This window comes from Actinomyces faecalis (genome assembly GCF_013184985.2).
GTDB lineage: Bacteria > Actinomycetota > Actinomycetes > Actinomycetales > Actinomycetaceae > Actinomyces > Actinomyces faecalis.
Genome location: NZ_CP063418.1, coordinates 2,077,302 through 2,101,241, shown reverse-complemented (window position 1 = coordinate 2,101,241; position 23,940 = coordinate 2,077,302). Strand labels below are relative to the sequence as shown.

General features: G+C 68.1%; 22 protein-coding genes. 18 read left to right on the top strand and 4 right to left on the bottom strand.

Annotated features, from left to right (window positions below; genetic code table 11):
- Window positions 1-14: 14 nt before the first annotated feature.
- The 4 genes from rpsM (at window position 15) to rplQ (ending at window position 2,743) form a co-directional block, all read left to right on the top strand.
- The gene (gene rpsM, locus HRL51_RS09005; RefSeq protein ID WP_172120397.1) at window positions 15-389 is read left to right on the top strand and encodes a 30S ribosomal protein S13; all 375 of its coding nucleotides are present in this window, start codon (window positions 15-17) and stop codon (window positions 387-389) included.
- 66 nt (window positions 390-455) lie between these two features.
- Entirely contained in the window at window positions 456-857 is a 402-nt protein-coding gene (gene rpsK, locus HRL51_RS09000; protein WP_172191383.1) for a 30S ribosomal protein S11, read from the top strand.
- Window positions 858-1,021: 164 nt separating this feature from the next.
- Window positions 1,022-2,023, top strand: a complete 1,002-nt coding sequence (locus HRL51_RS08995) for a DNA-directed RNA polymerase subunit alpha (RefSeq protein WP_006548408.1) — start codon at window positions 1,022-1,024, stop codon at window positions 2,021-2,023.
- Window positions 2,024-2,053: 30 nt separating this feature from the next.
- On the top strand, window positions 2,054-2,743 hold the full coding sequence (rplQ, locus tag HRL51_RS08990) for a 50S ribosomal protein L17, sunset domain variant (RefSeq protein ID WP_172120395.1): 690 nt from the start codon (window positions 2,054-2,056) through the stop codon (window positions 2,741-2,743).
- A 104-nt stretch (window positions 2,744-2,847) separates the two neighbouring features.
- Here the strand turns inward: rplQ and HRL51_RS08985 are convergent, their stop codons facing one another.
- Complete coding sequence (locus HRL51_RS08985) at window positions 2,848-3,606, bottom strand: ROK family protein (RefSeq protein WP_172191381.1); 759 nt, start codon at window positions 3,604-3,606, stop codon at window positions 2,848-2,850.
- A 596-nt stretch (window positions 3,607-4,202) separates the two neighbouring features.
- Between HRL51_RS08985 and HRL51_RS08980 the strand changes: the two genes are divergently transcribed.
- The 9 genes from HRL51_RS08980 (at window position 4,203) to rpsI (ending at window position 13,497) form a co-directional block, all read left to right on the top strand.
- A complete protein-coding gene (locus HRL51_RS08980) occupies window positions 4,203-5,270 on the top strand; it encodes an extracellular solute-binding protein (RefSeq protein WP_172191379.1) in 1,068 nt (355 codons plus the stop codon).
- Window positions 5,271-5,416: 146 nt separating this feature from the next.
- Window positions 5,417-6,481 carry an ABC transporter ATP-binding protein gene (locus HRL51_RS08975; protein WP_172191377.1) on the top strand — a complete coding sequence of 355 codons (1,065 nt, stop codon included), beginning with the start codon at window positions 5,417-5,419 and terminating at the stop codon, window positions 6,479-6,481.
- A 122-nt stretch (window positions 6,482-6,603) separates the two neighbouring features.
- On the top strand, window positions 6,604-8,319 hold the full coding sequence (locus HRL51_RS08970) for an ABC transporter permease (RefSeq protein WP_172191375.1): 1,716 nt from the start codon (window positions 6,604-6,606) through the stop codon (window positions 8,317-8,319).
- Window positions 8,316-9,149: a glycerophosphodiester phosphodiesterase family protein gene (locus tag HRL51_RS08965; RefSeq protein ID WP_172191373.1), complete on the top strand. Its 834-nt coding sequence runs from the start codon at window positions 8,316-8,318 to the stop codon at window positions 9,147-9,149. The genes HRL51_RS08970 and HRL51_RS08965 overlap by 4 nt, the downstream gene beginning before the upstream one ends.
- 151 nt (window positions 9,150-9,300) lie before the next feature.
- Window positions 9,301-10,380: a LacI family DNA-binding transcriptional regulator gene (locus tag HRL51_RS08960; protein WP_172191371.1), complete on the top strand. Its 1,080-nt coding sequence runs from the start codon at window positions 9,301-9,303 to the stop codon at window positions 10,378-10,380.
- Between the two features lie 81 nt (window positions 10,381-10,461).
- Window positions 10,462-11,160, top strand: a complete 699-nt coding sequence (locus HRL51_RS08955) for an MgtC/SapB family protein (protein ID WP_172120382.1) — start codon at window positions 10,462-10,464, stop codon at window positions 11,158-11,160.
- 115 nt (window positions 11,161-11,275) lie between these two features.
- Window positions 11,276-12,232, top strand: coding sequence for a tRNA pseudouridine(38-40) synthase TruA (gene truA, locus HRL51_RS08950; RefSeq protein WP_425321757.1), 957 nt, complete (start codon window positions 11,276-11,278; stop codon window positions 12,230-12,232).
- 283 nt (window positions 12,233-12,515) lie between these two features.
- Window positions 12,516-12,959: a 50S ribosomal protein L13 gene (rplM, locus tag HRL51_RS08945; protein WP_006548414.1), complete on the top strand. Its 444-nt coding sequence runs from the start codon at window positions 12,516-12,518 to the stop codon at window positions 12,957-12,959.
- Window positions 12,960-13,002: 43 nt separating this feature from the next.
- Complete coding sequence (gene rpsI / locus HRL51_RS08940) at window positions 13,003-13,497, top strand: 30S ribosomal protein S9 (RefSeq protein ID WP_172120380.1); 495 nt, start codon at window positions 13,003-13,005, stop codon at window positions 13,495-13,497.
- Window positions 13,498-13,981: 484 nt separating this feature from the next.
- On the opposite strand, the gene HRL51_RS08935 is transcribed toward rpsI, so the two are convergent.
- Complete coding sequence (locus tag HRL51_RS08935) at window positions 13,982-14,803, bottom strand: purine-nucleoside phosphorylase (RefSeq protein WP_172120378.1); 822 nt, start codon at window positions 14,801-14,803, stop codon at window positions 13,982-13,984.
- Between the two features lie 145 nt (window positions 14,804-14,948).
- Between HRL51_RS08935 and glmM the strand changes: the two genes are divergently transcribed.
- Complete coding sequence (glmM, locus tag HRL51_RS08930; RefSeq protein ID WP_172120376.1) at window positions 14,949-16,310, top strand: phosphoglucosamine mutase; 1,362 nt, start codon at window positions 14,949-14,951, stop codon at window positions 16,308-16,310.
- A gap of 127 nt (window positions 16,311-16,437) precedes the next feature.
- Here glmM and coaA read toward each other — a convergent pair whose 3' ends face one another.
- A complete protein-coding gene (gene coaA, locus HRL51_RS08925) occupies window positions 16,438-17,382 on the bottom strand; it encodes a type I pantothenate kinase (protein ID WP_172191369.1) in 945 nt (314 codons plus the stop codon).
- A 102-nt stretch (window positions 17,383-17,484) separates the two neighbouring features.
- Here coaA and glmS point away from each other — a divergent pair, with 102 nt between their 5' ends.
- Window positions 17,485-19,389, top strand: coding sequence for a glutamine--fructose-6-phosphate transaminase (isomerizing) (gene glmS / locus HRL51_RS08920; protein WP_172191367.1), 1,905 nt, complete (start codon window positions 17,485-17,487; stop codon window positions 19,387-19,389).
- A gap of 116 nt (window positions 19,390-19,505) precedes the next feature.
- On the opposite strand, the gene HRL51_RS08915 is transcribed toward glmS, so the two are convergent.
- A complete protein-coding gene (locus HRL51_RS08915; RefSeq protein WP_172120370.1) occupies window positions 19,506-19,892 on the bottom strand; it encodes a holo-ACP synthase in 387 nt (128 codons plus the stop codon).
- A 271-nt stretch (window positions 19,893-20,163) separates the two neighbouring features.
- On the opposite strand from HRL51_RS08915, the gene HRL51_RS08910 reads away from it, so the two are divergent.
- The 3 genes from HRL51_RS08910 to tsaE all read left to right on the top strand — a co-directional run bounded on the left by HRL51_RS08910 (window position 20,164) and on the right by tsaE (window position 23,913).
- Entirely contained in the window at window positions 20,164-21,861 is a 1,698-nt protein-coding gene (locus HRL51_RS08910; protein WP_244960151.1) for a bifunctional ADP-dependent NAD(P)H-hydrate dehydratase/NAD(P)H-hydrate epimerase, read from the top strand.
- 36 nt (window positions 21,862-21,897) lie between these two features.
- A complete protein-coding gene (gene alr / locus HRL51_RS08905; RefSeq protein WP_244960150.1) occupies window positions 21,898-23,244 on the top strand; it encodes an alanine racemase in 1,347 nt (448 codons plus the stop codon).
- Window positions 23,245-23,343: 99 nt separating this feature from the next.
- Window positions 23,344-23,913, top strand: coding sequence for a tRNA (adenosine(37)-N6)-threonylcarbamoyltransferase complex ATPase subunit type 1 TsaE (gene tsaE, locus HRL51_RS08900; protein ID WP_172191363.1), 570 nt, complete (start codon window positions 23,344-23,346; stop codon window positions 23,911-23,913).
- Window positions 23,914-23,940: the final 27 nt, after the last annotated feature.

Genomic DNA, 23,940 nt, shown 5'->3' with positions numbered 1-23,940 from the left:
AGGAGAACCACACCGTGGCACGTATTTCCGGTGTCGACCTGCCTCGCGAGAAGCGAGTCGAGGTCGCCCTCACGTACATCTTCGGAATCGGGCGCACCCGCGCGCACGAGACCCTCGCCGCCACCGGGGTCAACCCGGACACCCGCGTCAAGGACCTGAGCGAGGACGAGCTCGTCCTGCTGCGTAACCACATCGACGCCAGCTACCAGGTTGAGGGTGACCTTCGCCGCGAGGTCCAGGCGGACATCCGCCGCAAGATCGAGATCGGCTGCTACCAGGGTCTGCGTCACCGCCGCCACCTGCCCGTGCACGGCCAGCGCACCAAGACCAACGCGCGTACCCGTAAGGGCCCCAAGCGCACCGTGGCCGGTAAGAAGAAGGCCAAGTAAGCAGTAGTCCACAGCGCGGGCACGGCAGCCCGCCATGGAACGACGACCTAGATCGAAGAAGGAAATATGCCTCCCAAGAACCGCACCACCGTGCGTAAGCCGCGTCGCAAGGACCGGAAGAACGTCACCCACGGTCACGCCTACATCAAGTCGACCTTCAACAACACCATCGTCTCCCTGACCGACCCCAACGGCGCCGTCATCGCCTGGGCCTCCTCCGGTCAGGTCGGCTTCAAGGGCTCGCGTAAGTCGACCCCCTACGCTGCCCAGCTCGCCGCTGAGGCTGCTGCCCGTCGTGCCCAGGAGCACGGCATGAAGAAGATCGACGTCTTCGTCAAGGGCCCGGGCTCCGGCCGCGAGACCGCGATCCGCTCCCTCCAGGCCGCTGGCCTGGAGGTCGGCTCCATCACCGACGTCACCCCTCAGGCTCACAACGGCTGCCGTCCGCCCAAGCGCCGTCGCGTCTGACGTCCGCGGCCGACGCCGTCCTCGCCCGCCGGTGAGCGACGTCGTCGGCTGCTAGCCGCCCGCCGTCACCGACGACGGGCGGGTGCAGGGCCTGGGCTCCGGGCCGCTGCACCACCATGGAGGAACGGCGTCATATAGCGGGCGCCGCGACGAAAGGAAACCTAGTGCTGATCGCACAGCGACCCACGCTCTCCGAGGAGGTCGTCGAGGAGGACCGCCGCTCGCGGTTCGTCATCGAGCCTCTCGAGCCCGGCTTCGGCTACACCCTGGGCAACTCCCTGCGGCGCACGCTGCTGTCGTCCATCCCGGGCGCGGCGGTCACCAGCGTCCGTATCGACGGAGTTCCCCACGAGTTCCGTACCATCGCCGGCGTCAAGGAGGATGTCACCCAGATCATCCTCAACATCAAGGAGATCGTGCTCTCGTCCGAGAACGACGAGCCGGTCGTCATGTACCTGCGTAAGTCCGGCCCGGGTGTCGTCACCGCTGGTGACATCACGCCGCCGGCAGGCGTGGAGATCCACAACCCTGACCTGGTGATCGCCAACCTCAACGAGAAGGGCAAGCTGGAGATCGAGCTGACCGTCGAGCGTGGTCGTGGCTACGTCTCAGCCAACCAGAACAAGGACCCCAACGGGGAGATCTCCCGCATCCCGGTGGACTCGATCTACTCGCCGGTCAAGAAGGTCTCCTACGCCGTCGAGGCCACCCGTGTGGAGCAGCGCACGGACTTCGACCGTCTCGTCGTCGACGTCGAGACGAAGGCCTCCATCACCCCTCGCGACGCTCTTGCCTCCGCGGGCAAGACCCTCGTCGAGCTCTTCGGCCTGGCCCGTGAGCTCAACGTCGAGGCCGAGGGCATCGAGGTCGGCCCCTCGCCGATGGACCAGGCCCTGCAGCAGGACCTCGCCCTCATGATCGACGAGCTGGACCTGCAGGCCCGTTCCTCCAACGCGCTCAAGCGCGAAGGTATCCACACCGTCGGTGAGCTCGTCGCGCGCAGTGAGGCGGACCTCCTCGACATCCGTAACTTCGGTGCCAAGTCGATCTCCGAGATCAAGGAGAAGCTGGCCGAGCTGGGGCTGTCCCTCAAGGGCTCCTCGGTCGACTACATCGCGGACGACGACTACACCAACCCCACGTTCAGCGACGAGCAGCAGGCCTGAGCCCGCTCGTCATTCATCTAGGAGACAACAATGCCTCGCCCCACCAAGGGTCCCCGCCTGGGCGGCTCCGCCCAGCACGAGCGCCACATCCTCGCCAACCTCGCGACGCAGCTCTTCATCCACGAGTCCATCACGACCACCGAGGCTCGCGCCCGTCGCCTGCGTCCCTACGTCGAGAAGCTCATCTCCAAGGGCAAGCGCGGCGACCTTCACGCTCGTCGTACCGTCCTGAAGAAGGTCACCGACAAGTTCGCGGTCTACCGCCTCTTCGAGGAGATCGCTCCCCAGCTGGCTGACCGTGAGGGCGGCTACACCCGTATCGTCAAGACCGCTCCGCGTAAGGGCGACAACGCTCCCATGGCCGTGATCTCCCTCGTCCTGGAGCCCGTGGCCAAGCAGGAGGTCGTGGCCGACGCCGTCGCCACCGCCAAGCGCGCCGCCGAGGCCGCCGTGGCCAAGGAGGACAAGACTGAGGCTCCCGCCGCTGAGGCGAAGGAGGAGTACGCCGGCGCCGTGCGCCTGGCTGAGGGCTCCACCGACGCTCCTGACGAGGACCACAAGGTCAAGGGCAACGAGGACTCGATGAAGTACCACGTTCCCGGCTCGCGCTGGTACGACGCCACCGTGGCCGAGGTCTGGTTCGCCTCCGCCGAGGACGCCGAGGCCGCTGGCTTCGCCCCCGCTGGTGGCGCCGCCGCCCAGAAGGTCGACGAGGCCTGATCGTTCCCCGGTCGTGCCTGGGGCACGACCACCTCTGAGGGGCCCACCTGGATCATCCAGGTGGGCCCCTCAGACGCTGCCGGGGGGCAGGCAGCAGGGACCGGCTAGAACCGCGCCATGGACCAGCAGCGTGCCCCGCCGGTCATTCCCGCCTCGTTGGGCACGACGACGACGTCGTCGCCCATGCGGGAGAGCTGCAACGGGGTGATGCGTCGGGAGTTGCCTCCGCCCAGGTAGAGGCGGTCCCACATGTACATCGGGCGCAGGGCGTCGACGACCCGGCGCACGCGGCGCGACCAGTGCGCGTCGCCCAGTCGCAGGCGCTCGTGCTCACCGATGTAGTCGTCATAGGTCAGGCCCCACCGCACAGGACCCTGGGAGACCTCGACGTGAGGCGCCAGGACGCCGTTGTCGAAGACAGCGTTGCCCAGGCCGGTTCCAAGGGTCACGATCATCTCGCACCCGTGGCCTGTGACGACCCCGGCACCGGCGACCTCGGCGTCGTTGAGCACGAGGGCGGGCAGACCAAGCCGGGAGCTGATGGCCTGGCCCATGTCGAAGCGGGCCCACTGCTCGACGAGCTCAGGCAGGACCTTGGAACGGGGTCCGTCGCGGGTGATGTAGTGCGGTGTGGCGACGACGACGCCGTGCCGGATCATTCCTGGCATCCCGACGGTCACGCGGTCGGCGGTGGGGAGCTGCTCGGCCAGGCTGGTGATCGTCTCGACGAGCTTGCTCGGCGGCAGGGGATAGGGCGTCGGCGTGCGCACTGCACGGGAGATGATGGCGCCCTCGGAGCTGAGGACGGAGGCTTTGATGCCTCCGCCGCCGCAGTCCACAGACAGGGTGGTGTCACTGGTCATGGTGTGACGGTACCTGCCCGGCGAGGATCCGTCTCCATCCGTGTGGGACGTGACTGGCTGTGTCTCGCCACCCTGGCATGAGCTGTCCTGTGGGAGGTGCGCCTGTGCAGACGGTTCGTACGTGCCGTGTGCTTGTACCTCGGCCTGCTGATGACCGATAACGCTCCCAACAGCTGGCTCTACCTGGGTGGCCGTGCGGCCCGGGGAGTACCGGAGACAGGTACGCCTGTCTTCACGCGAGGGTGTGTTGTCCCTGTCGCTGGAGGACTGAAGAAGCCCCGGTGGGCAGGGACGGCGTGCGAGTCCGGGCAGGGTGACCAGGTGGACACGATCCGTGCACGGGGTACCGGGAGAGAGTGTGCTCCAGGTACCAGCCTGCGACTGCGGGACCGTTGAGCAAGCAGGCCTTGAGGCCGCCGCCCCGCAGTCCACGGGCGAGGGCGTCTCCTTGCGCACGCGGCCGCGTGCGTCCTGGGAGGAGAACCGGAGTACCACGGTTGCCGAACTGTCTCTTGAGAACGCGTGTTCATCATGTATAGTAGCCGTGAACGCGCGTTCACGGACAGTCGATCCAAGAAGATCAAAGGAGACCCTTCATGGGACGTATCCGTCAGTTGGCAGCGGCTCTCGCGGTTGCCGTGGTTCCTCTTTCCCTCACTGCCTGTTCCAGCCTCATCAACCCAGGGGCGTCATCGGCAGGCTCCGACTCCGCGACCTTGACGGTGTACTCCAACTCCGTGTCCGACGGACGCGGTGAATGGCTGAAAGAACAGGCAGAAGCTGCTGGTTTCAGCATCGAGTACGTTGACGCTGGAGGCGGTGACGTCTACAACCGCATCGTGGCAGAGAAGGACGCGCCGGTCGCTGACGTCGTCTTCGGCCTCAATGACGTCTTCTTCAACAAGCTCATCGAGGCAGGCACCCTCGAGCAGTACACCCCAGCATGGGCTGACAAGGTGAGCGACGACGTCGTCGACACCCGCAGCTTCTACTACCCGATCGTCAAGGAGCCCATCATGCTCGTGTGCGATCGAGACAATCTCGTGGACGGCCAGATGCCGTCAGACTGGTCCGACCTGTGGACAAAAGACGAGTTCGCAGGCGCGTACGAGGTTCCGGCCAAGCTCAGTGGTGCCACCGTCCAGATGGTGATGACATCGATCCTGATGCCCTACCGTGATGCCGATGGAAAGCTGGGTATCTCTCAGCAGGGCTGGGACGCAGTCAGCCAGTGGTACGCCAATGGCCGGCGTGCTGAGGAGGGCACGGACCTCTATGCCCAGATGAGCCAGGGGAATGTCGCCTGCGGGCAGATGTGGCTGGCAGGAAAGCTCAGCCGAGACGCAGAGTACGGCATCGTGACAGATGCTGCGCGTCCCAGCACGGGAGTGCCGATCGTCCGCCAAGGGGTGGCCATTATCAAGGGAGCGAAGAACCTGGACGCCGCGAAGAAATTCGCGGACTGGTTAGGCTCCGCCGAGGTCCAGGCAGCGTGGTCCCAGCAATTCGGCACCGCTCCCACCAATGTCGACGCGCTGGCGGACGGCTCCAAGGAAGCTATCGACTTCACTGCGTCTTTCGCGGAGCAGGACATTGACTGGGACTTCGTGGCGAAGAACCTGGACGCCTGGGTCGAGGAAGTGCAGCTTAACTACATCAAGTGACCTCAGCGGGTGGGTGGCTGGCGTCACCCACCCGCCTGGTCCCGCTGCGAAACGGACCTGCTGTCTCGCCGGCACACAGCACACCATCTCAGTATGAAGCCCTCGTGCGCAGGGCTGGTGCGATGTCAACGACCAAGGATGCTCACATGATTCGCTTTGACAATATTGAAGTCGCCTTCGGGGACTTTGTCGCCATACCTAACCTCAGTCTTGAGATCCCTGAGGGGTCCTTCTTCACCTTGCTCGGCCCGTCCGGGTGCGGGAAGACGACGGCGCTGCGGACCCTGGCCGGGCTCGTCACCCCCACCCGCGGCGCCATCTGGATCGATGGCAAGGACGTGACGCGACTACCTCCGGACAAGCGACAGCTCGGCATGGTCTTCCAGAACTACGCACTGTTTCCCACCATGAGCGTATGGGACAACATTGCCTTCGGGCTGAAGGTGGCCAAGCTGTCCTCAGAGGAGATCTCTGAGCGCGTCGCCGCCATCGCCAGAGAGGTTCAGCTCACTGACGCACAGCTGCATCGCAATATCTCTGAGATGAGTGGTGGCCAGCAGCAGCGTGTGGCGATTGCACGCGCACTGGTCATGCGCCCGAAGATCCTCATGCTCGATGAGCCGCTGTCGAATCTTGACGCGCGACTGCGTCATCAGCTGCGGCTCCAGCTCAAGGACATGCAGCGGCACTTCGGTATCACGCGCGTCTATGTCACCCATGACCAGACTGAGGCGCTCAGTATGTCGGACGGCATCGCCGTCATGGACGCGGGGACGATCCAGCAGGCCGGCACCCCGCGAGAGGTGTACTCGCGTCCGAGTAACGAGTTCGTGTGCACCTTCATTGGTGACGCGAACGCTCTGCCCGTTGACTCCCTCGTCGCCGCAGGTATGCGGACCCGTGCGACTGCGGCATACGTACGCGTCGAGAGAGTCGGCATCTGCCCGGCAGGTGACGGGCTGAGTGGCGCGACGCCGTCGCCGTCAGGTACACGTGCGCGCCCGCTGGGTGATGGGCGCGGAGTGCTTGAGCTGCACGGACGGATCGCGGACACGCGTTACGAAGGGATCATGACCACCTATCTCGTGGACGTCGGTCACGAGCAGCCCGTCAAGGTGGTCGTCAAGGAGGACGGGCGCACCGTCCTCGCTGTCGGGGACCACTGCGTCCTGACCGTCCATGAAGATGACATCCTGCTGTACGGGGCGTGAGACACATGACGACTTCCACTCATGGTGCAGCTGGCAGGGGACCGTCGGTTCCCCGGCGTCCAGCGGCTGCGAGGGCGTCGCGGAGGACGGCACGGAACCAGGACCGCGCCTCCGTTCGCACGATGCTGCGCAGCCCGCTCAACGTCGTCACGCTTGTGCTTGTCGCATGGTTCATCATCGCGTTCCTGCTGATGCCGTCCCTGACCCTCCTGGGGCACACGTTCATCGTCGATGGCCGTCTGTCGTTCCGTGTGGTCGACCGGATCCTCGCATCGTCCAAGGCCGTGGCGTCATTGAGGAACTCGCTCATCCTCGCCATAGCGTTGTCAGTCACTGTGAATGTCACCGGGATCTTCATCGTCCTGGTCACCCGCTATTTTGACATCAAGGGATCTCGCGTCCTCTCAGTGGGGTTCGCGACCTCCATGATCTATGGCGGGATCACGCTGGTAGCGGGATACAAGATGATCTACGGACCTACCGGTGTCATCACGAAGACCCTGCGGTCCTTCTGGCCCTCGCTCGATCCCACCTGGTTCTCCGGCGCGTTCGCAGTCATTTTCGTGATGACCTTCGCGACCACGGGCAACCATATGCTGTTCCTGTCCTCAGCAATCGGGAAGCTTGACTACCAGACGGTCGAGGCCTCTCGTCTCATGGGGGCGTCGGCCTGGACGACGCTGAGGCGAGTGGTGCTCCCGACCCTGGCACCGATGATCTTTGCCATCACCACGTTGACGTTCCTCGGGGGACTCAATGCCCTGATGGCCCCGTTGATCCTCGGTGGAGAACGCTTCCAGACGATCTCGCCGATGATTCTCACGTTCTCGCAGTCGCCGGGGAGCCGAGATCTTGCGGCAGGGCTGGCGATCGTGCTGGGCGGCGCCACGATCGTGCTGCTGACCTTGTTAAACCGCTTGGAGCGGCGCGGCCAGTACTTTTCCGTCTCGAAGGTCCCGAGCGCGATCCACAAGCAGAAGATTGACAATCCGGTAGCCAGTATCTGCGTGCACGCCGCGGCGTGGCTGCTGTGGCTCGTCTACATCCTCCCACCGGTACTCATCATCGTGTTCTCGTTCACGCAGTCATCAGCTATCCAGACCGGCCGACTCAGCCTGGACACCCTGACCCTGGACAATTACACCTACGCGGTCACAAATTCTGCCGGATACCGACCACTCGTGGTATCGCTTGTCTACTCCACGCTCGCCGCGCTCATCGTCGTCGTTCTTATTACTCTGGCCGCGCGCACGGCGCATAAGTTCCATAACGTGCTGACCACGGTCATGGAGTATCTCCTCCATATCCCCTGGATCCTGCCGTCGATCCTTATCGCTCTCGGTCTGGTGCTGACCTACTCCCGGCCCCACCCGATCGTGGGCGGGGTCGTGCTCACCGGCACCACCTTGCTGCTGCTGGTGGGGTACGTGGCGGAGAAGATCCCATTCACGTTCCGTCTGATGAAGGCCTCTTTCTCGGGCATTAACGCCTCGCTGGAGGAGGCTGCCGGAATGATGGGGGCACGTGCTGGCTACACGCTCAGACGCGTCATCGTGCCGCTCATCGCGCCAACCGCGCTCGCGGTCAGCGGGCTCGCGTTCATCTCGCTGCTCAGTGAGTTCGACATGTCAATCTTCCTGTCCCACCCCCTCCTGCAGCCGTTAGGGCCATTCATCAAGCAAGCGACTGTCGGGGAGACCGGTCGAGACGCCACCGGGCTCGTCTTCGTCTACACGGTGCTGCTCATGGTGGTCAACGCCCTGGTGGTCTGGGGGGTCTACGGCGATCACACCCGTCTCACGCAGCGACTGTCACAACGACGGAAGGCACACTCATGAGTGACAACATCCTTGCCCGACGCCGGCAGCAGGCCGGCCGAGCGCTGGTCGCCACCCACCGCGGCACAGCAGGCGGCCTGGTGTACCCCAACACGCTCGCAGCCGCGCAGCTGGCACTCGTGTCCGGCAGCGACATCGTGGAGCTTGACGTCGTCCGCACGCGCGACGGGCAGTATGTCACCTTCCATGATGGCTACGAGAGCACACTGCTGGGCGCCTCGCGGAGCCTGACTGACATGTCGGCCACAGAGGTGCAGGCCCAACGTTACGGGCGGTTCCAGACCAATGCCGGCGTCGCGCCGGTGGAGGCCTACCGGGACGTCATCGGTGCGCTGCCCGAGGTGGTGGTCAACGTGGACCGCTCCTACCGCTACTGGGAGCTGGGCTTTCTTGACGAGCTGGCCACGTGGGCGGATCCGGCGTTGATGGTGCTGAAGTCTCCGGTTCGCGATACCTGCTTACGGGCACTGGCTGAGTGCGAGACGGCCTTCCCGTTTATCCCGATCGTGCGCAGCGAGGAAGAGATCGATCGGGTCAGGGCGTGGGAGGGGATCAACCTCATCGGGCTTGAGGTCCTGGCCGAGCGCCCGGACGATCAGCTGGCGGACGCCGGCTACCTTGCTGGCCTCAAGGCCCAGGGGCTGCTCATCTGGCTCAATGCGATCAACCTCGAGGACGGGTGGGACCGCTACTGCGGGTGGGACGACCTGACGAGTCTTCGCCAGGATCCTGACCAGGGGTGGGGGCGTCTGGTGCGCCAGGGGGCCGATGTCATCCAGACTGACTACCCGTGGCTGCTGCGCCCCTACCTTGAGGCCAGGCAGGCCTGAGGGTGGCTCTGTGATGGAGCGTCCGGGACGGGGGCTGACCGGCCTTACCGCTGGTGCAGCGGCTCGGCCTAGGATGGAGCTGGCGTGGCTGACGTCCTGTTGCCCGTCCCTGCCACAACACGGTGGCGGTCTGACCTACGAGAATCGCACCATGTCCTTCAACCAGCTGAGCGTCACGATGGCGGCCGTCGCCCAGGATGCAGGAGTATCGCGCGCGACTGCCTCTAGGGTGCTCAACGGTGATACCCGTGTTGATCCGACGGCAGCCAGGAGAGTGCGTCAAAGCGCTGCCAGGATGGGGTACGTGCGCAATGCCGCGGCTGCCCAGCTGGCCCGCCGACGCAGCGGGCTGATCGGACTGCTACTGCGGGATGCGACCATTCCTTCCTATGCCTACCTGCAGCAGGCGCTGATTACCTGTGCTCACGAACGTGGACTGTTCCTAGTCACTGTGTCCACGGGGATAGCGGAGGAGATCGAGGGGCAGGATGTGACGGAGACAGATCAGCTGCTCCGCTTCCTTGAGCTCCGCCCGGCTGGCATCATCGTGGCCTCGGGAATGATTCCTGCAAAGAACGTGGCTGCCATCGCAGCACAGGTCCCGACCGTCGTCGTGCCCCGTCCAGAGAGTGATGAGAATCTCTACAACGTTGCCTATGACGAGCGAGCCAATGCACGGATGATCGTGGACCTCGTGATCCAACGTGGTCACCGCCGTGTGGGGGTGGTGTTCAACACCCCCGAACGCTCTCGGACCGAGTTCGCCCGAGCCACGGCCATGGAGAGCGCGTTGCAGGCCAGGGGGATCGACGTCCTCCCGATTCATGGTGCTGCCCTGATCCATGACCCCGACGCCCTGGCCCATCGCATTGCTGCTGACGTCCGTGGCGGTGCATACACCTGCGTGATGTTTGCCAATGATGTGCGTGGGGTCCGCTTTGTGGTGCAGGCGCGAAAAATTGGGCTCGATGTGCCGGGTGAGGTGTCAGTGACGGGGATGGACGGGCTTGGAATTGACGTGGAGCTCGCCGACCTGGCGACCGTGCGCAATCCCATCGAGGAAACGGCTCTCACTGCTATCGAGGTCCTCGAGGACCTCATCGCGGGGCGTGAGGTTGCTCGTCGTCACTATTGCGTCGGCACGCTCCGGGACGGGCGAACGCTTGCTGACCGGACACGGGAGGCCGCGGGGAGCCGGCCCCCACTCGTCGATGTGGCGCAGGGAAGGTGAGGGCACGGTGGCGCATCCCTACACGATGAGTGTCACGGTCTCAGGCGCCGTGTCGGGCCTGGGAACCGTGAAGGAGATCGGATGACGTGGCAATTGCTGGGGGAGCAGGCTGTCGCCCTGCTTGCCGCCTTCTTCCTGTGCCTGGCCCTGGGTGTCGAACGCCATATGCACCTGAAGTCCGCGGGGGTGAAGACACACATCCTGGTGGGGGTCGGGGCGTGCCTGTTTACCCTCGTCGGCGCCTATGGTTTTCATCCGGACCAGACGGCTGTCGCCGGTTTTGACCCTTCGCGTGTGGCCGCCCAGATCGTCTCCGGGATCGGCTTCCTGGGGGCCGGTGTCATCTTCGTCAACAATGACACGGTGCGGGGGCTGACCACAGCCGCGACGGTGTGGCTCAGCGCAGCGATCGGTACCGCCTGCGGAGCGCGTCTCATCCCGATCGCCTTTCTGGCACTGCTGCTGCACTACCTCGTGGTGTTCGTGGTGGCACGTGTGGCTCGGCGACTGCCTCAGGCGGATCGCGATATCACGACCGTGATCGAGTATGAGATGGGGTCAGCAGTCATGCCCCAGATCCTTGCGGTGGCGACCCAGCACGGATTCACCGCCGCACTCCTGCGTACCCAGACTGTGCGTGAGGACCCGAGCAAGATTCTGCGGGTGGAGATGAGTCTGCACGGTGGTTCGCCGCATGCCCGTCCGGACCTGATGTACGCGATCTCGAGTATCGCCGGCGTGCGCGCCGTGGACCAGGTGGTGGGACCCAGTGACGAGTAGCGCAGCCCAGGGCGGGATTACGGTCCGCCGCGGCAGCGGCGCGTTGAACGACGGAAACGCTCAGCCCAGCGTCCAGTCGCTCGGCCAGGAGCAGGACAAGAGGGCAGATGACCTCGTGGCGGCGGGGGATCTGGTCCGTGTCCGCCTTGACCTGGCCTACGACGGCGCTGGGTTCAAGGGGTGGGCGGCGCAGCCGGGCCTGCGTACCGTCGAGGGGACCCTGACTCGTGCCCTGGAGACCGTCCTGCGCGTAGCGGTGAGACTGACCGTCGCCGGGCGCACGGACACGGGTGTGCACGCAGCCGGCCAGACTGCTCACCTGGACGTCGGGGCGCAGGCGTGGCGGAGCCTGCCCGGACGCTCCGACCGGCAGCCGCAGCAGGCTCTGGTGACCCGCCTGGCTGGGGTCCTGGCGTGCCAGGCGCAGGCGGCGGTGGAGGCTGGCGAGATCGGGCCGCTACCGCGTGGGGCGAGCGACGTCGTCGTACGCCGTGCCCGGATCGCACCGCCGGGCTTTGACGCACGCTTCTCAGCACTGGAGCGCCGCTACGTCTACCGCGTTGACGACGGTGCCGGCGTCGACAACCCTCGGCCCTACGACCCGACGCGGCGTGGCCAGGTGCTGTGGACCGCTCAGGAGCTGGACGTCGAGTCCATGGCAGCCTCGGCTCAGGCCCTGCTCGGGGAGCACGACTTCCTCTCCTACTGCAAGCCGCGCGAGGGAGCGACGACGATCCGCACCCTCAGACGCCTGGAGTGGCAGAGGCCGGCCTCAGGGCCGGACGCTGGCCTGGTCGTCCTGACCGTGGTCGCTGACGCCTTCTGCCACTCGATGGTCCGCTCGCTGGTCGGCGCCGGGCTCGCCGTCGGCCAGGGGCGGAAGCCGGTGACCTGGCCGGCACAGCTGCTCGCCGCCCGCACGCGTGAGCGGGCGGCACCAGTCGCTCCGCCCCACGGTCTGACGCTGGAGGAGGTGTCCTACCCGCCGGACGAGGAGCTGGCGGTGCAGGCTCGGCGTGCCCGGGTGGTGCGCAGGCTGCCGGGGAACCAGGGGGACGACTGCGGCTGCTGACCGGTGCCGTGCGGTCCGGCGTGCTCCTGGGCCGTCGGGACGGGTTCACGTGGCGGGTTTCACGGGGTCAGGAGCCGCGAACCTTTTGACCCCCTGATGGGCGCGCCGGTATTGTGGGCAATCGTCGTGCAGCACGTATGTGCGCTTCCGCGGTGCCGTCCCACTCGCCCCGGTACGCCAGTGCTCCGACCACTCACCTGACCATGGTGGTCTCGCTGGACAGCGTTGCTTAGAGCGCTGGTTCCAGCGTGTCCACTCGCCAAGAGAAACGAAGGCAACGCCCGTGCGCACGTACACACCGAAGCCCGGCGACGTCGAGAAGAACTGGTACGTCATCGACGCCACCGACGTCGTCCTCGGCCGCCTCGCGGCCCAGGCTGCGACCCTGCTCCGTGGGAAGCACAAGCCCCAGTTCGCCCCGAACGCGGACTGCGGCGACTACGTCATCATCATCAACGCTGACAAGGTCGCCCTCACCAACGGCAAGGCTGACAAGAAGTTCGCCTACCGCCACTCCAACCACCCCGGTGGCCTTACCGCGGTCTCCTACCGCGAGCTGCTCGCGACTCGCCCTGAGCGCGCCGTCGAGAAGGCTGTCAAGGGCATGGTTCCGCACACCAAGCTCGGTCGCGCCCAGCTGAAGAAGCTCAAGGTGTACGCCGGCGCGGAGCACCCGCACGCCTCCCAGAACCCGCAGGCCTTCGAGATCACCCAGGTCGCCCAGTAAGCGCTCCAGCGCTCGGCACCCCGCGACAAGCAAAGGACATATCGTGGCTGAGACCACTGTCGACATCGACGCGCTGGACGAGGAGAACGCCCCCTCCAGCTACACCACCGAGACCGAGGGCTCCGTCGAGGGCCGCGGCCAGTCCATCACCGCCCCCGGTGCTGGCCTGGGTCGCCGCAAGGAGGCCGTCGCTCGCGTGCGCCTCGTTCCTGGCACCGGCCAGTGGACGCTGAACGGCCGCACCCTGGAGGACTACTTCCCCAACAAGCTGCACCAGCAGCTCGTGCGTGCCCCCTTCACCATCCTCGACCTCGAGGGCCGCTTCGACGTCATCGCCCGTATCGATGGCGGTGGCATCTCCGGCCAGGCCGGCGCCCTGCGTCTGGGTATCGCCCGGGCCCTGAACGAGATTGACCGCGAGGCCAACCGCGCCACCCTGAAGAAGGCCGGCTTCCTTACTCGCGACGCTCGTATCGTTGAGCGCAAGAAGGCCGGTCTGCACAAGGCCCGCCGCGCCCCGCAGTACTCCAAGCGCTGATCCGGCAGCTGGCGCCTGGCGCCAGCGCTGCGTCTGCTTGACGACGGCGGCCGGTCACCTTTTCACGAGGTGGCCGGCCGCCGTCGCGTTTCAGTGCTGGCGGCGTGTACCGAGCGGGTGGCGGCGTGCCTAGACACGTTGGGGGCGTGTTTTGTACCGCGACGGCGTACATCTGTCGAGGCGGCGTGTGCTGGAACGTTTGTACGCACGCCTCCAACAGGTAGGCACGCCGCGATGTGATGGATGCACGCCGCGAGATTCCCATGACACGCCGCCACCTTGCCGGAGCACGTTGCTATCGATGCAGGCACGCCGCCACCTGGCGGGAGCACGCCGCCATCGCCGAAGCACGCCGCCAACCTGTGCTGACGACGTTGTTGCCGCCGCGGGCACTCGCCTGGAACAACTGTCCCGTGCCGTGAGCGGGTGAGCTCGCGGCACGGGACAGGCTGCCGTGATGACCGTGAGTCTGCGACGACGCCGATCAGCCCATACGCATGACGACGTCAGCCAGCAGCCGGGCGATGCGTGGCGCCGCCTGCTGCCCGGCCTCGATGACCTCGGCGTGAGACAGCGGCGTGGGGGAGATGCCGGCGGCCAGGTTGGTCATGAGGGACAGGCCCAGCACCTCCATCCCGGCCTCACGGGCGGCGATGGCCTCGAGCGTCGTGGACATACCGACAAGGTCGCCTCCCAGGATCCCAGCCATCCTGACCTCGGCCGGCGTCTCGTAGTGGGGGCCCCGGAACTGGACGTAGACGCCCTCGGGCAGGCTCGGGTCGACATCGTGGGCGAGGTCACGCAGGCGCTGGGAGTACAGGTCAGTGAGGTCGACGAAGGTCGCGCCCTCAAGCGGGGAGGCGGCCGTGAGGTTGATGTGGTCACGGATGAGGACGACCTGTCCTGGCTTCCACTCCGGGTTCAGTCCGCCGCAGCCGTTGGTGAGGACGACCTGCGTGGCGCCTACGGCGGCCGCAGTGCGCATGCCGTGGGCGACGGCGCGCACGCCACGTCCTTCGTAGAAGTGGGTGCGGCTGCCCAGGACCAGCGCGTGGCGGTTCGTCCCGGTCACGCGGACCGACCGCATGACCGGAACATGGCCGGCTACCGCCGGGGCGTGGAAGCCGGGGACCTCGGAGGCAGGGATCTCGCTGACCGTCTCGCCGATGAGGTCGGCCGCGCCGCCCCACCCGGAGCCCAGCACCAGGGCGAGGTCGTGGGAGGCGACCCCGGAGCGACCGGCGATGACGTCAGCGGCCTGGCGCGCAAGCTCGAAGGGATCGGTGGTCTCGTGCACACTGCTCATCACCACAACCTAGTGCATGAGCCGGGAGACGACTCCTGAGCGGCCTGCAGGCACCTGCCTGACAGGCGGCGGACAGGCACGGCTGGCGGAGACCGCGGCACCAGCGTGGGATGATGAGGCGGTATCGACCTCAGGAGGAACACCCATGGCACGACTCTTTGGCACCGACGGCGTGCGCGGCCTGGCCAACGACCTGCTCACCCCGGCCCTGGCCGTTCAGCTCGGTGAGGCAGCGGCCCAGGTCCTCACCCGGCAGACCCCAGCCTCCAAGCGCTCACGCAGCGGACGGCCACGTGCCATCGTGGGCCGCGACACTCGCGCCAGCGGCGAGTTCCTCGACCACGCCATCTCGGCCGGCCTGGCCTCCTCCGGCGTGGACGTCACCCGTGTGGGCATCCTGCCGACCCCAGCCATCGCCCACCTGACGGCGTCCCAGGACGTGGACCTGGGCGTGGTCATCTCTGCCTCCCACAACCCCTTCCAGGACAACGGGATCAAGTTCTTCGCCCGTGGTGGCTACAAGCTCGCCGACGCCGTCGAGGACGAGATCGAGTCCCTGCTCGGCACGATCGACCAGCTGCCCACAGGCGCTGGGGTCGGCCGGGTCATCAAGGGTGAGACCGTGGCGGACCAGAACTACATCAACCACCTCGTCGACTCGGTGGCCACTGACCTGTCCGGCCTGCGCATCGTCGTCGACGCATCCAACGGGGCCGCCTCGACCGTGGGCCCGGCCGCTCTGCGTGCCGCCGGCGCCGAGGTCATCGTCATCAACGCCTCCCCGGACGGCCTCAACATCAACGACGCCTGTGGCTCCACCCACCCCGAGCAGCTTCAGGCCTACGTGCGCAGTGTGGGCGCGGACATGGGCGTGGCCTACGACGGAGACGCCGACCGCTGCCTGGCCGTGGACACCGAGGGCACCCTCGTCGACGGCGACCAGATCATGGGCCTGCTGGCTATCGGCATGAAGGAGGACGGCACCCTGGGCTCTGACACCCTGGTGGTCACGGTGATGAGCAACCTCGGCCTCATCCTGGCTATGAAGGAGCACGGCATCCGCACTGTCCAGACCGGTGTGGGAGACCGCTACGTCCTGGAGAAGATGCTTCAGGGCGGCTACACCCTGGGCGGGGAGCAGTCCGGTCACGTCATCGACTCCCTGCACGCCACGACCGGCGACGGAGTCCTGACCTCCCTGCGTGTGGCCGCGCGGATGAAGCGCACGGGCAAGTCCCTGGCGGAGCTGGCCAGCGTGGTCACCCGCCTGCCCCAGACCCTCATCAACGTCCGCGGCGTGGACAAGGTGGCTGCCGGCACGGACAAGACCGTCCAGGACGCGGTCGTCGCAGCCGAGGCGCGCCTGGGCGAGACCGGCCGCGTGCTTCTGCGTCCCTCGGGCACCGAGCCGGTCGTACGCGTCATGGTCGAGGCTGCCACGCAGGAGGAGGCGGACGAGGTCGCCGGTCGGCTGGCTGGCGTCGTCAAGGACACGCTCTCGCTGTAGGCCCCTGGTTATCCGCACGACGGCGGAGCCCACCTCTCGCTGGAAAAGCGGGCCCCGCCGTCGTCACGTGGAGCCGCGCGAGGGCCGCAGGGACCCGTGCTGCCGCGTGCCCGCAGCCGGGCCGGACTCAGGCCTTGCGCAGACGCACCCGGCTCATGTGGTGGTCGGCGTCCTTGTGCAGCACCAGCGTCGCGCGCTCGCGCGTGGGCTCGATGTTCTCCTTGAGGTTGGCCAGGTTGACGCTCTCCCAGATCCCCCCGGCGACCGTCAGGGCCACGTCGTCGGGCAGGGAGGCGTAGCGGCGGAAGTAGGAGCGCGGGTCGCGGAAGGCCGTGCGCTTGAGGGTGAGGAAGCGGTCCAGGTACCAGCTGCGGATGTGCTCGGGGTCAGCGTCGACGTAGATCGAGAAGTCGATGAAGTCGGAGACCGCCAGGGTGGAGCCGCCCAGAGGCTGGTGCCCGCGTGGGGCGGGCTGAAGGACGTTGAGTCCCTCCAGCACGAGCACGTCCGGGCGCTCGACCGCGATACGTCGCTCGGGCACGATGTCATAGACCGTGTGGGAGTAGACCGGCGCCTCCACCCGGGGAGCCCCGGACTTGACCGCAGCCACGAAGTCGAGCAGCGCGTGACGGTCGTAGGACTCGGGGAAGCCTTTACGGGCGGTCAGTCCCCGTTCCTCCAGGGCGGCGTTGGGAAGGAGGAAGCCGTCCGTGGTCACCAGGCCCACCCGGGGCGTGTCCGGGAAGCGGCGCAGGAGGTGGGCGATGAGACGGGCGGTGGTCGACTTGCCCACCGCCACCGACCCGGCGACGGCGATGATGAAGGGGGTCGGGCGCTCGTCCACCCCGAGGAAGTCAGCCGTCGCCTGGCCGCGTGCCCGGGTGGAGGCGATGTAGGTCTCCAGCAGCGCGGTGAGGGGACGGTAGACGACGTCGACCTCGGGCAGGTCGATCGGGTCGCCCAGGCCGCGCAGATTCTCCACGTCCGCCTGGGTCAGGGGCAGCGGGGCTGAGGAGGCCAGGGCTCGCCACTGGTCACGGGAGAGCTCGATGAAGGGAGACGGTGCGCTCACGGCTCCAGTGTGTCCTATCGGGGTCCGTGACGCCTAAGCCTGCCCGCCACGCTGACAGCGCAGTGCGTTGATCGACGCCTTCGAGCGTGGTTGCATCGCCCCATGTGCGGAATCGTCGGCCACACCGGTCCACTGACAGCCTCTGACCGCTCGCTCACCGTCCTGCTGGACGGCCTGGGACGCCTGGAGTACCGCGGATACGACTCTGCGGGGGTCGCGCTGGTTGGCCCGCAGGGGCTCAGCCTCGTCAAGGCGGCAGGCAAGCTGGACAACCTGCGTGCGGCGCTTGCCGACACCCCGCCCCACCCGGCCTTCGCCGGTATTGGACACACCCGGTGGGCCACCCACGGCGGTCCGACGACCGACAACGCCCACCCCCACCGCGCCGGCAATATCGCGCTGGTCCACAACGGCATCATCGAGAACTTCCGTTCCCTGCGCGCCGAGGTCGAGGCTGCTGGCCGCACCCTGGCATCCTGCACGGACACTGAGGTAGCCGCCCACGTCCTGGACATGGACCTTGACGGCCGCCTGGCCCAGGCTGAGCGCGCTGGTCAGGACCTGGGACCTGACACCGTCGCCGCCCTGCTCGTGGAGGCGATGCAGGCGGTCACCAAGCGTCTGGAGGGCGCCTTCACCCTGCTCGCCGTCACGCCGCTGGCTCCCGGCGTCATCGTGGCAGCGCGTCGTTCCAGCCCCCTGGTCATCGGCCTAGGGGAGGGGGAGAACTTCCTGGGCTCAGACGTGGCCGCCTTCGTCGCCTTCACCAAGAAGGCCGCTGAGGTTGCCGATGACCAGGTGGTGCTCGTGGAGGCCGGGTCTGTCACCGTCTGGGACGCGCAGGGCCGCCGGGTTACCCCGCGCACCTGGGAGGTGTCCTGGGACGCCTCGGCGGCGGTCAAGGGCGGTTACGAGACCTTCATGGACAAGGAGATCCACGAGCAGCCCACCGCCGTGGCGGACACCCTGCGCGGGCGCGTGGACGAGCGCGGCGAGATCGTCCTGGACGAGATGCGGATCGACCCCTCCGTGCTGCGCAGCGTGGACAAGATCATCGTCATCGCCTGCGGCACCGCCTCCTACGCCGGGCACGTGGCCAAGTACGCCATCGAGCACTGGTGCCGGATCCCGGTGGAGATCGAGCTGGCGCACGAGTTCCGCTACCGTGACCCGATCGTGAGCGAGAAGACGCTGACGGTGGCCATCTCCCAGTCCGGGGAGACGATGGACACCATCCAGGCGGTGCGTCACGCCCGCGAGCAGGGATCCAAGGTCCTGGCCATCGTCAACACCTACGGCTCGACCATCGCTCGAGAGGCTGACGCCGTGCTCTACACCCATGCCGGCCCCGAGGTCGCCGTGGCCTCGACCAAGGCCTTCCTCGCCCAGATCACGGCCTGCTACCTGCTGGGCCTCTACCTCGCCCAGCTGCGGGGCAACAAGTGGCCGGACGAGGTGGCCGACTACCTGGACAACCTCGCCCAGATCCCTGCCAAGATCGAGCAGCTGCTCGACACCCAGGAGGACAAGGTCAAGGCCCTGGGGGCTGAGCTGGCTGGTAGTAGCTCCTTCCTGTTCCTGGGCCGTCACGTGGGCTACCCGGTGGCCCTGGAGGGAGCGCTCAAGCTCAAGGAGCTGGCTTACGTGCACGCCGAGGGCTTCGCCGCAGGTGAGCTCAAGCACGGGCCGATCGCCCTGGTGGAGGAGGGTCTGCCGATCTTCATCATCGTCCCCACTCCGCGCCGACCCGTGCTGCACGACAAGGTCATCTCCAACATCCAGGAGGTGCGTGCCCGCGGTGCGCGCACGATCATCATCGCGGAGGAGGGCGACGCCGCGGTGGACGCCTTCGCCGATGACGTCATCCGGGTCCCGCGTACGCCCACCCTCATGTGGCCGCTGCTCACGGTGGTCCCGCTCCAGGTCTTCGCGGCTGCGCTGGCTGGGGCCAAGGGGCTGGACGTCGACCAGCCGCGCAACCTCGCCAAGTCCGTCACGGTCGAGTAGGAGCTGGTGAGGGGAGCCGGGCGCTCCAATGTGCAGGTCGGTGGGTGAGTGTGCATGACCATGGTGCGCACTCACCCACCGACCTGCGCGCTCGCGGTGAGAGGGGGTAGGCGGGCTCAGCCCTCGGCGAGGACGACGGCGACGGCGGCCCCGCCGTCGTGGGACAGGCTCAGGTGCCAGTGCGAGACGGCGAGCTCGTCGGCCACCTGAGCGACGACGCCGTGCAGCGCCAGGCGCGGAGGCGCGCCCGCAGCGGTGACGACCTCGATGTCCCGGTAGCTCCAGCCGCTGGGGGCCTGGCGGCCACGCTGGGCGAGTGCGGAGCCGAGGACCTTGAGCACCGCCTCCTTGGCCGCGAAGCGGACGGCCAGCGAGGCTGGTCGGGTGGCGCAGGCCTCGCGCTCGCGGTCGGTCAGGACCCGCTCAGCCAGTGCCGGGGTATCGCGTAACCCGGCCTCAAACCGTGCCACGTCCACCAGGTCGGTGCCGACTCCTACGATCACCCCTCCAGGTAACCAGGTCTGAGGGCGCAGGCCAAGTGACGGGTGGGGCCGTCCGTGGGCACGGGACGGGAACAGCTAAGTCCTCGGTCGTGCGGAAGATCGCGACGGACGCCTCACAAGGTGGGGACTGGGTCACCTCCTGTCCCTACTCCGTCTGTCACCGCGCGGTTGAGGCCTTCCTCACCAGCTCGTGGCCCTGGGTCCAGGACCCGCAGAGACTGGCAGCGGCCAGGCACTGTCACAGCCTCGCGAGGCAGGGGAGGATGGGCAGGTGCGTGAGACCTGCCCGACCCTCCACCCGACCACCGCCTACCCGGCGTCTGCCATTGCCGAGGCCGAGGCGCCGCTGACGGCGGGCACCGACCGCTACATGAGCGCCGCAGCTCACTACCTGCTGGCCGCCTCCAGGCGGGAGCTGGCAGTCCGGGCTGACGACGTCGCCCGCCACCAGGTGGCCGGGATCGTCGGTGCAGGGGTCGTGCTCCTGGTAGGCGGAGGGCACAACGGTGGCGACGCGCTCCTGGCAGGTGCGGGGCTCCAACGCGCCGGTGCGCGCGTGACCGCCTTGCTGGCCACCGAGCACCCGCACGCCGCAGCCCTGGCCCAGGCGCACGCCGACGGCGTTACGGTCCTTGCCAGACAGCAGGCGGTCTCCTGGCTGCACGACGAGACCGCGCCCTCCGGTCCGCTCTCCTTCCGGCTCGTCCTGGACGGGCTGACGGGCATCGGCGCCACTGGGGTCCTGCGCGCCGAGGCGGCCGCTCTCATCGAGCCTCTTCTCGCTCGGGGCGGGCGCGGCGAGCGTCCTTTCCGGGTCCTCGCGGTGGACGTGCCCTCGGGGACCGGCGTCGACGACGGCACCGTATCCGGGCCGGTGCTGGCCGCCGACCGGACGGTGACCTTCACCTGCCTGCGTGGTACCCACCTCCTGCCGCCGGCCGCTCAGTACGTCGGAGAGCTTGAGGTGGCTGACCTCGGGCTGCCGGTGCCAGCCTGCGCCCCTCTGGCACAGCGTCCCGACGACGCCACGCTCGCCAGGATGGTGACGGTACCCGGCGACGCCGACCACAAGTACACCCGCGGCGTCGTGGGCCTGTGGGCCGGAAGCCAGACCTACCCCGGCGCCGCCGTCCTGACCGCGAGCGCGGCTGCGCGCACGGGCGCCGGCATGGTCCGGCTGCTCGCCCCACGTCGCGTGGAGGACCTCGTGCTCGCGTCCCGCCCCGAGGTCGTCCCGGCTGACGGCCGCTGCCAGGCCCTGGTCATCGGACCGGGGACCGACCCGGGGGACGAGGAGCGGATGGCCCAGCTGGCCGCGGCGCTGGAGCGTGCCCTCGACCAGGACCTGCCTGCTGTCGTGGACGCGGGCGCCCTGACGCTGGTGCCGTCCTTGCTCGCAGCCGTGCAGACCGCGCCTGGCGGGCTGGGTGAGCGCAGGGTACTGACTCCCCACGCGGGCGAGGCCGCAGCGCTGATCAGTGAGCTCGGCGTGCGGCGCACCCGCCATGAGGTCGAGGCGGCTCCGGCTGCCGCAGTCCGGCACCTGGCGACGCTGACCGGCGCCACGGTCGTGCTCAAGGGGACCCCGACGCTCGTGGCGCGTCCAGCAGGGGCGGAGCCGGGAGGGGCCGGGAACGAGACCGGGCCACTGCTGTCCCTGGACGCTGGTCCCGGCTGGCTGGCCACGGCCGGCAGCGGCGACGTCCTGGCGGGGGTCCTGGGGACCGTGCTCGCCGCTCGGGGAGCGCAGGAGGAGCAGGGCGGCGAGAGGCTGGATCCCGCAGCCTGTGCCGCGCTCGCGGTCCGTCTTCACGCACGCGCCGGTTGGGCGGCGAGCCTGACCCGACAGGGGCCGGAGACTGACGGCGAGCGCGAGAGCGCGCACGGCGGGCCGGTCACGGCCCTGGACGTCGCGGAGGCGCTACCTGGTGTCCTGGCGCGAATGGTCGCTCACAGCCCGGCCCTCTGACGGCTCGCCCGTGGTGAGAGTGGGAGAATGTCGCCCATGACTGTCGCGTCCTTCGCTGACTCACCCGTGTCGCAGGCCTCGGTACGCACCTGGGCGGCTGATGTCAGGGCGCCCGGGGCCGCGACTGCCTGTGCCCTCATCGACCTGGAGGCCCTGGCCCACAACGCCCGTGTCCTTGCCGGTACGGCTGGACGCGCGTGGATGGCCGTGGTCAAGGCCGATGCCTACGGCCACGGTATCGAGGCGGTGGCGAGGACCTGCCTGGACGCCGGTGCCAGCTGGCTTGGCGTCGCCCAGCTTGATGAGGCGCTGCACCTGCGCGGCCTGCTCGACGCAGCTGGTGTCGCGCGCCCGCGCTCGTCCGCCGAGCCGGCCTCCAGCCGGGAGCCACGCCTGCTGTGCTGGCTCGTCCCCGTCCTGAGCCCGGAGCAGGCTGCTCAGGAAGGCTCGCCTCTGCGGGAGGCGTTGGTGGCGGACCTCGACCTGTCAGTCTCCACGCTGACGCAGCTGCAGGCCGTTCGTGCCGCGGCGCGCGCCCAGGGCGTCATAGCCCGGATCCACGTCAAGGTGGACACGGGGATGTCCCGCGCGGGGGCGGTGCCGGAGGACCTGCCGGACCTGGCACGTGCGGCCAGGGCCTCGCAGGACGAGGGGTTGGTCGACGTCGTCGGCCTGTGGTCCCACCTCTCGCGGGCTGACGAGCCGGACAGCGGCTCGACCGAGGATCACCTGGAGCGTTTCCGCCGTGGTGAGCAGGTCCTTCACCAGGCAGGGCTGCGCCCGCGCGTGCGCCACCTGTCTGCGACCGGAGGGCTCCAGTGGCACCCTGAGGCTCGCCTGGACCTGGTACGTGCCGGTATCGGCCTGTACGGCTTCTCGCCCGAACCGGGTGTGGCTACCTCCCAGGAGCTGGGGCTGCGTCCTGTCATGCGCCTGCAGGCGCCCCTCGTGCAGGTCAAGCGCATCCCTGCCGGGCAGGCCGTCTCCTACGGCGGGACCTGGGTCGCCCCCACCGACCGGTGGGTGGGCCTGGTGCCTGTGGGGTACGGCGACGGTGTCCCACGGGCGGCTGCCAGCGCCGGCCCGGTATGGGTGGCGGGTCGACGCACGACGCTGGTGGGCAGGGTGTGCATGGACCAGGTCGTGGTCGACCTGGGGCCGGCAAGGGACCCGCAGGGCCACGACCTGCCCGCCCCCGCGGCTGCCGGGGACCTCGCCGTCCTGTGGGGGGACCCGCAGCGTGACGGTGAGGGGGTGCCCACGGCGGAGGAGTGGGCACGGGTGTGCTCCACCATCAGCTACGAGATCGTCACCCGGCTGGGGCCGAGGGTCCCGCGCGTGGCCGTCGGCCCCTCGGGGAGGGGCTGGGACGGCGGGCGGTGACGGCCTGCGTCCCGGCGGTCGCTGTCCCTTCTTGCACGGGCGCCTAGAGTTGTGCCGGCGGCCCGCCCCGCCGCGCGACCCGTGACCTCAGGAGTGGTGATGACCTCTCGTTCAGCCCAGACCGTGACCGTGACGACGACGGACGCGGACGCCACACGCGCTCTCGGGGCACGCCTGGCCTCCTTCCTGCGTCCGGGCGACCTCGTCATGCTCTCGGGAGGGCTCGGGGCAGGCAAGACGACGCTGGCCCAGGGCGTCGGCTCAGCCATGGACGTGCGTGGCAGGGTCTCCTCCCCGACCTTCATCATCGCCCGCGTCCACCCGGCCCTGGGAGACGGCCCCGACCTCATCCACGTCGACGCCTACCGGCTGTCCTCCCTGGAGGAGATTGACGCGCTGGATCTGGACTCCTCCCTCCAGGAGTCCGTGACCCTCGTGGAGTGGGGGGAGGACAAGGTCGAGGCCCTGTCCGCCGACCGCCTGGAGGTCGTGGTCGCGCGTCCGCACGGCGGTCTGGCCGCGACGGGACCTGACGACCAGGAGGGCGTCACGGATGAGGAGGACGAGGTCACGGACCTGGCCGAGGTCGACGACGGCCGACGAGTCATCACGATCACCGCGCTGGGCGAGCGGTGGAGACAGACGGACCTGGGAGCCCTCGTGCTCTGAGCGGCCGAAGCAGGTCAGGGCCTAGGC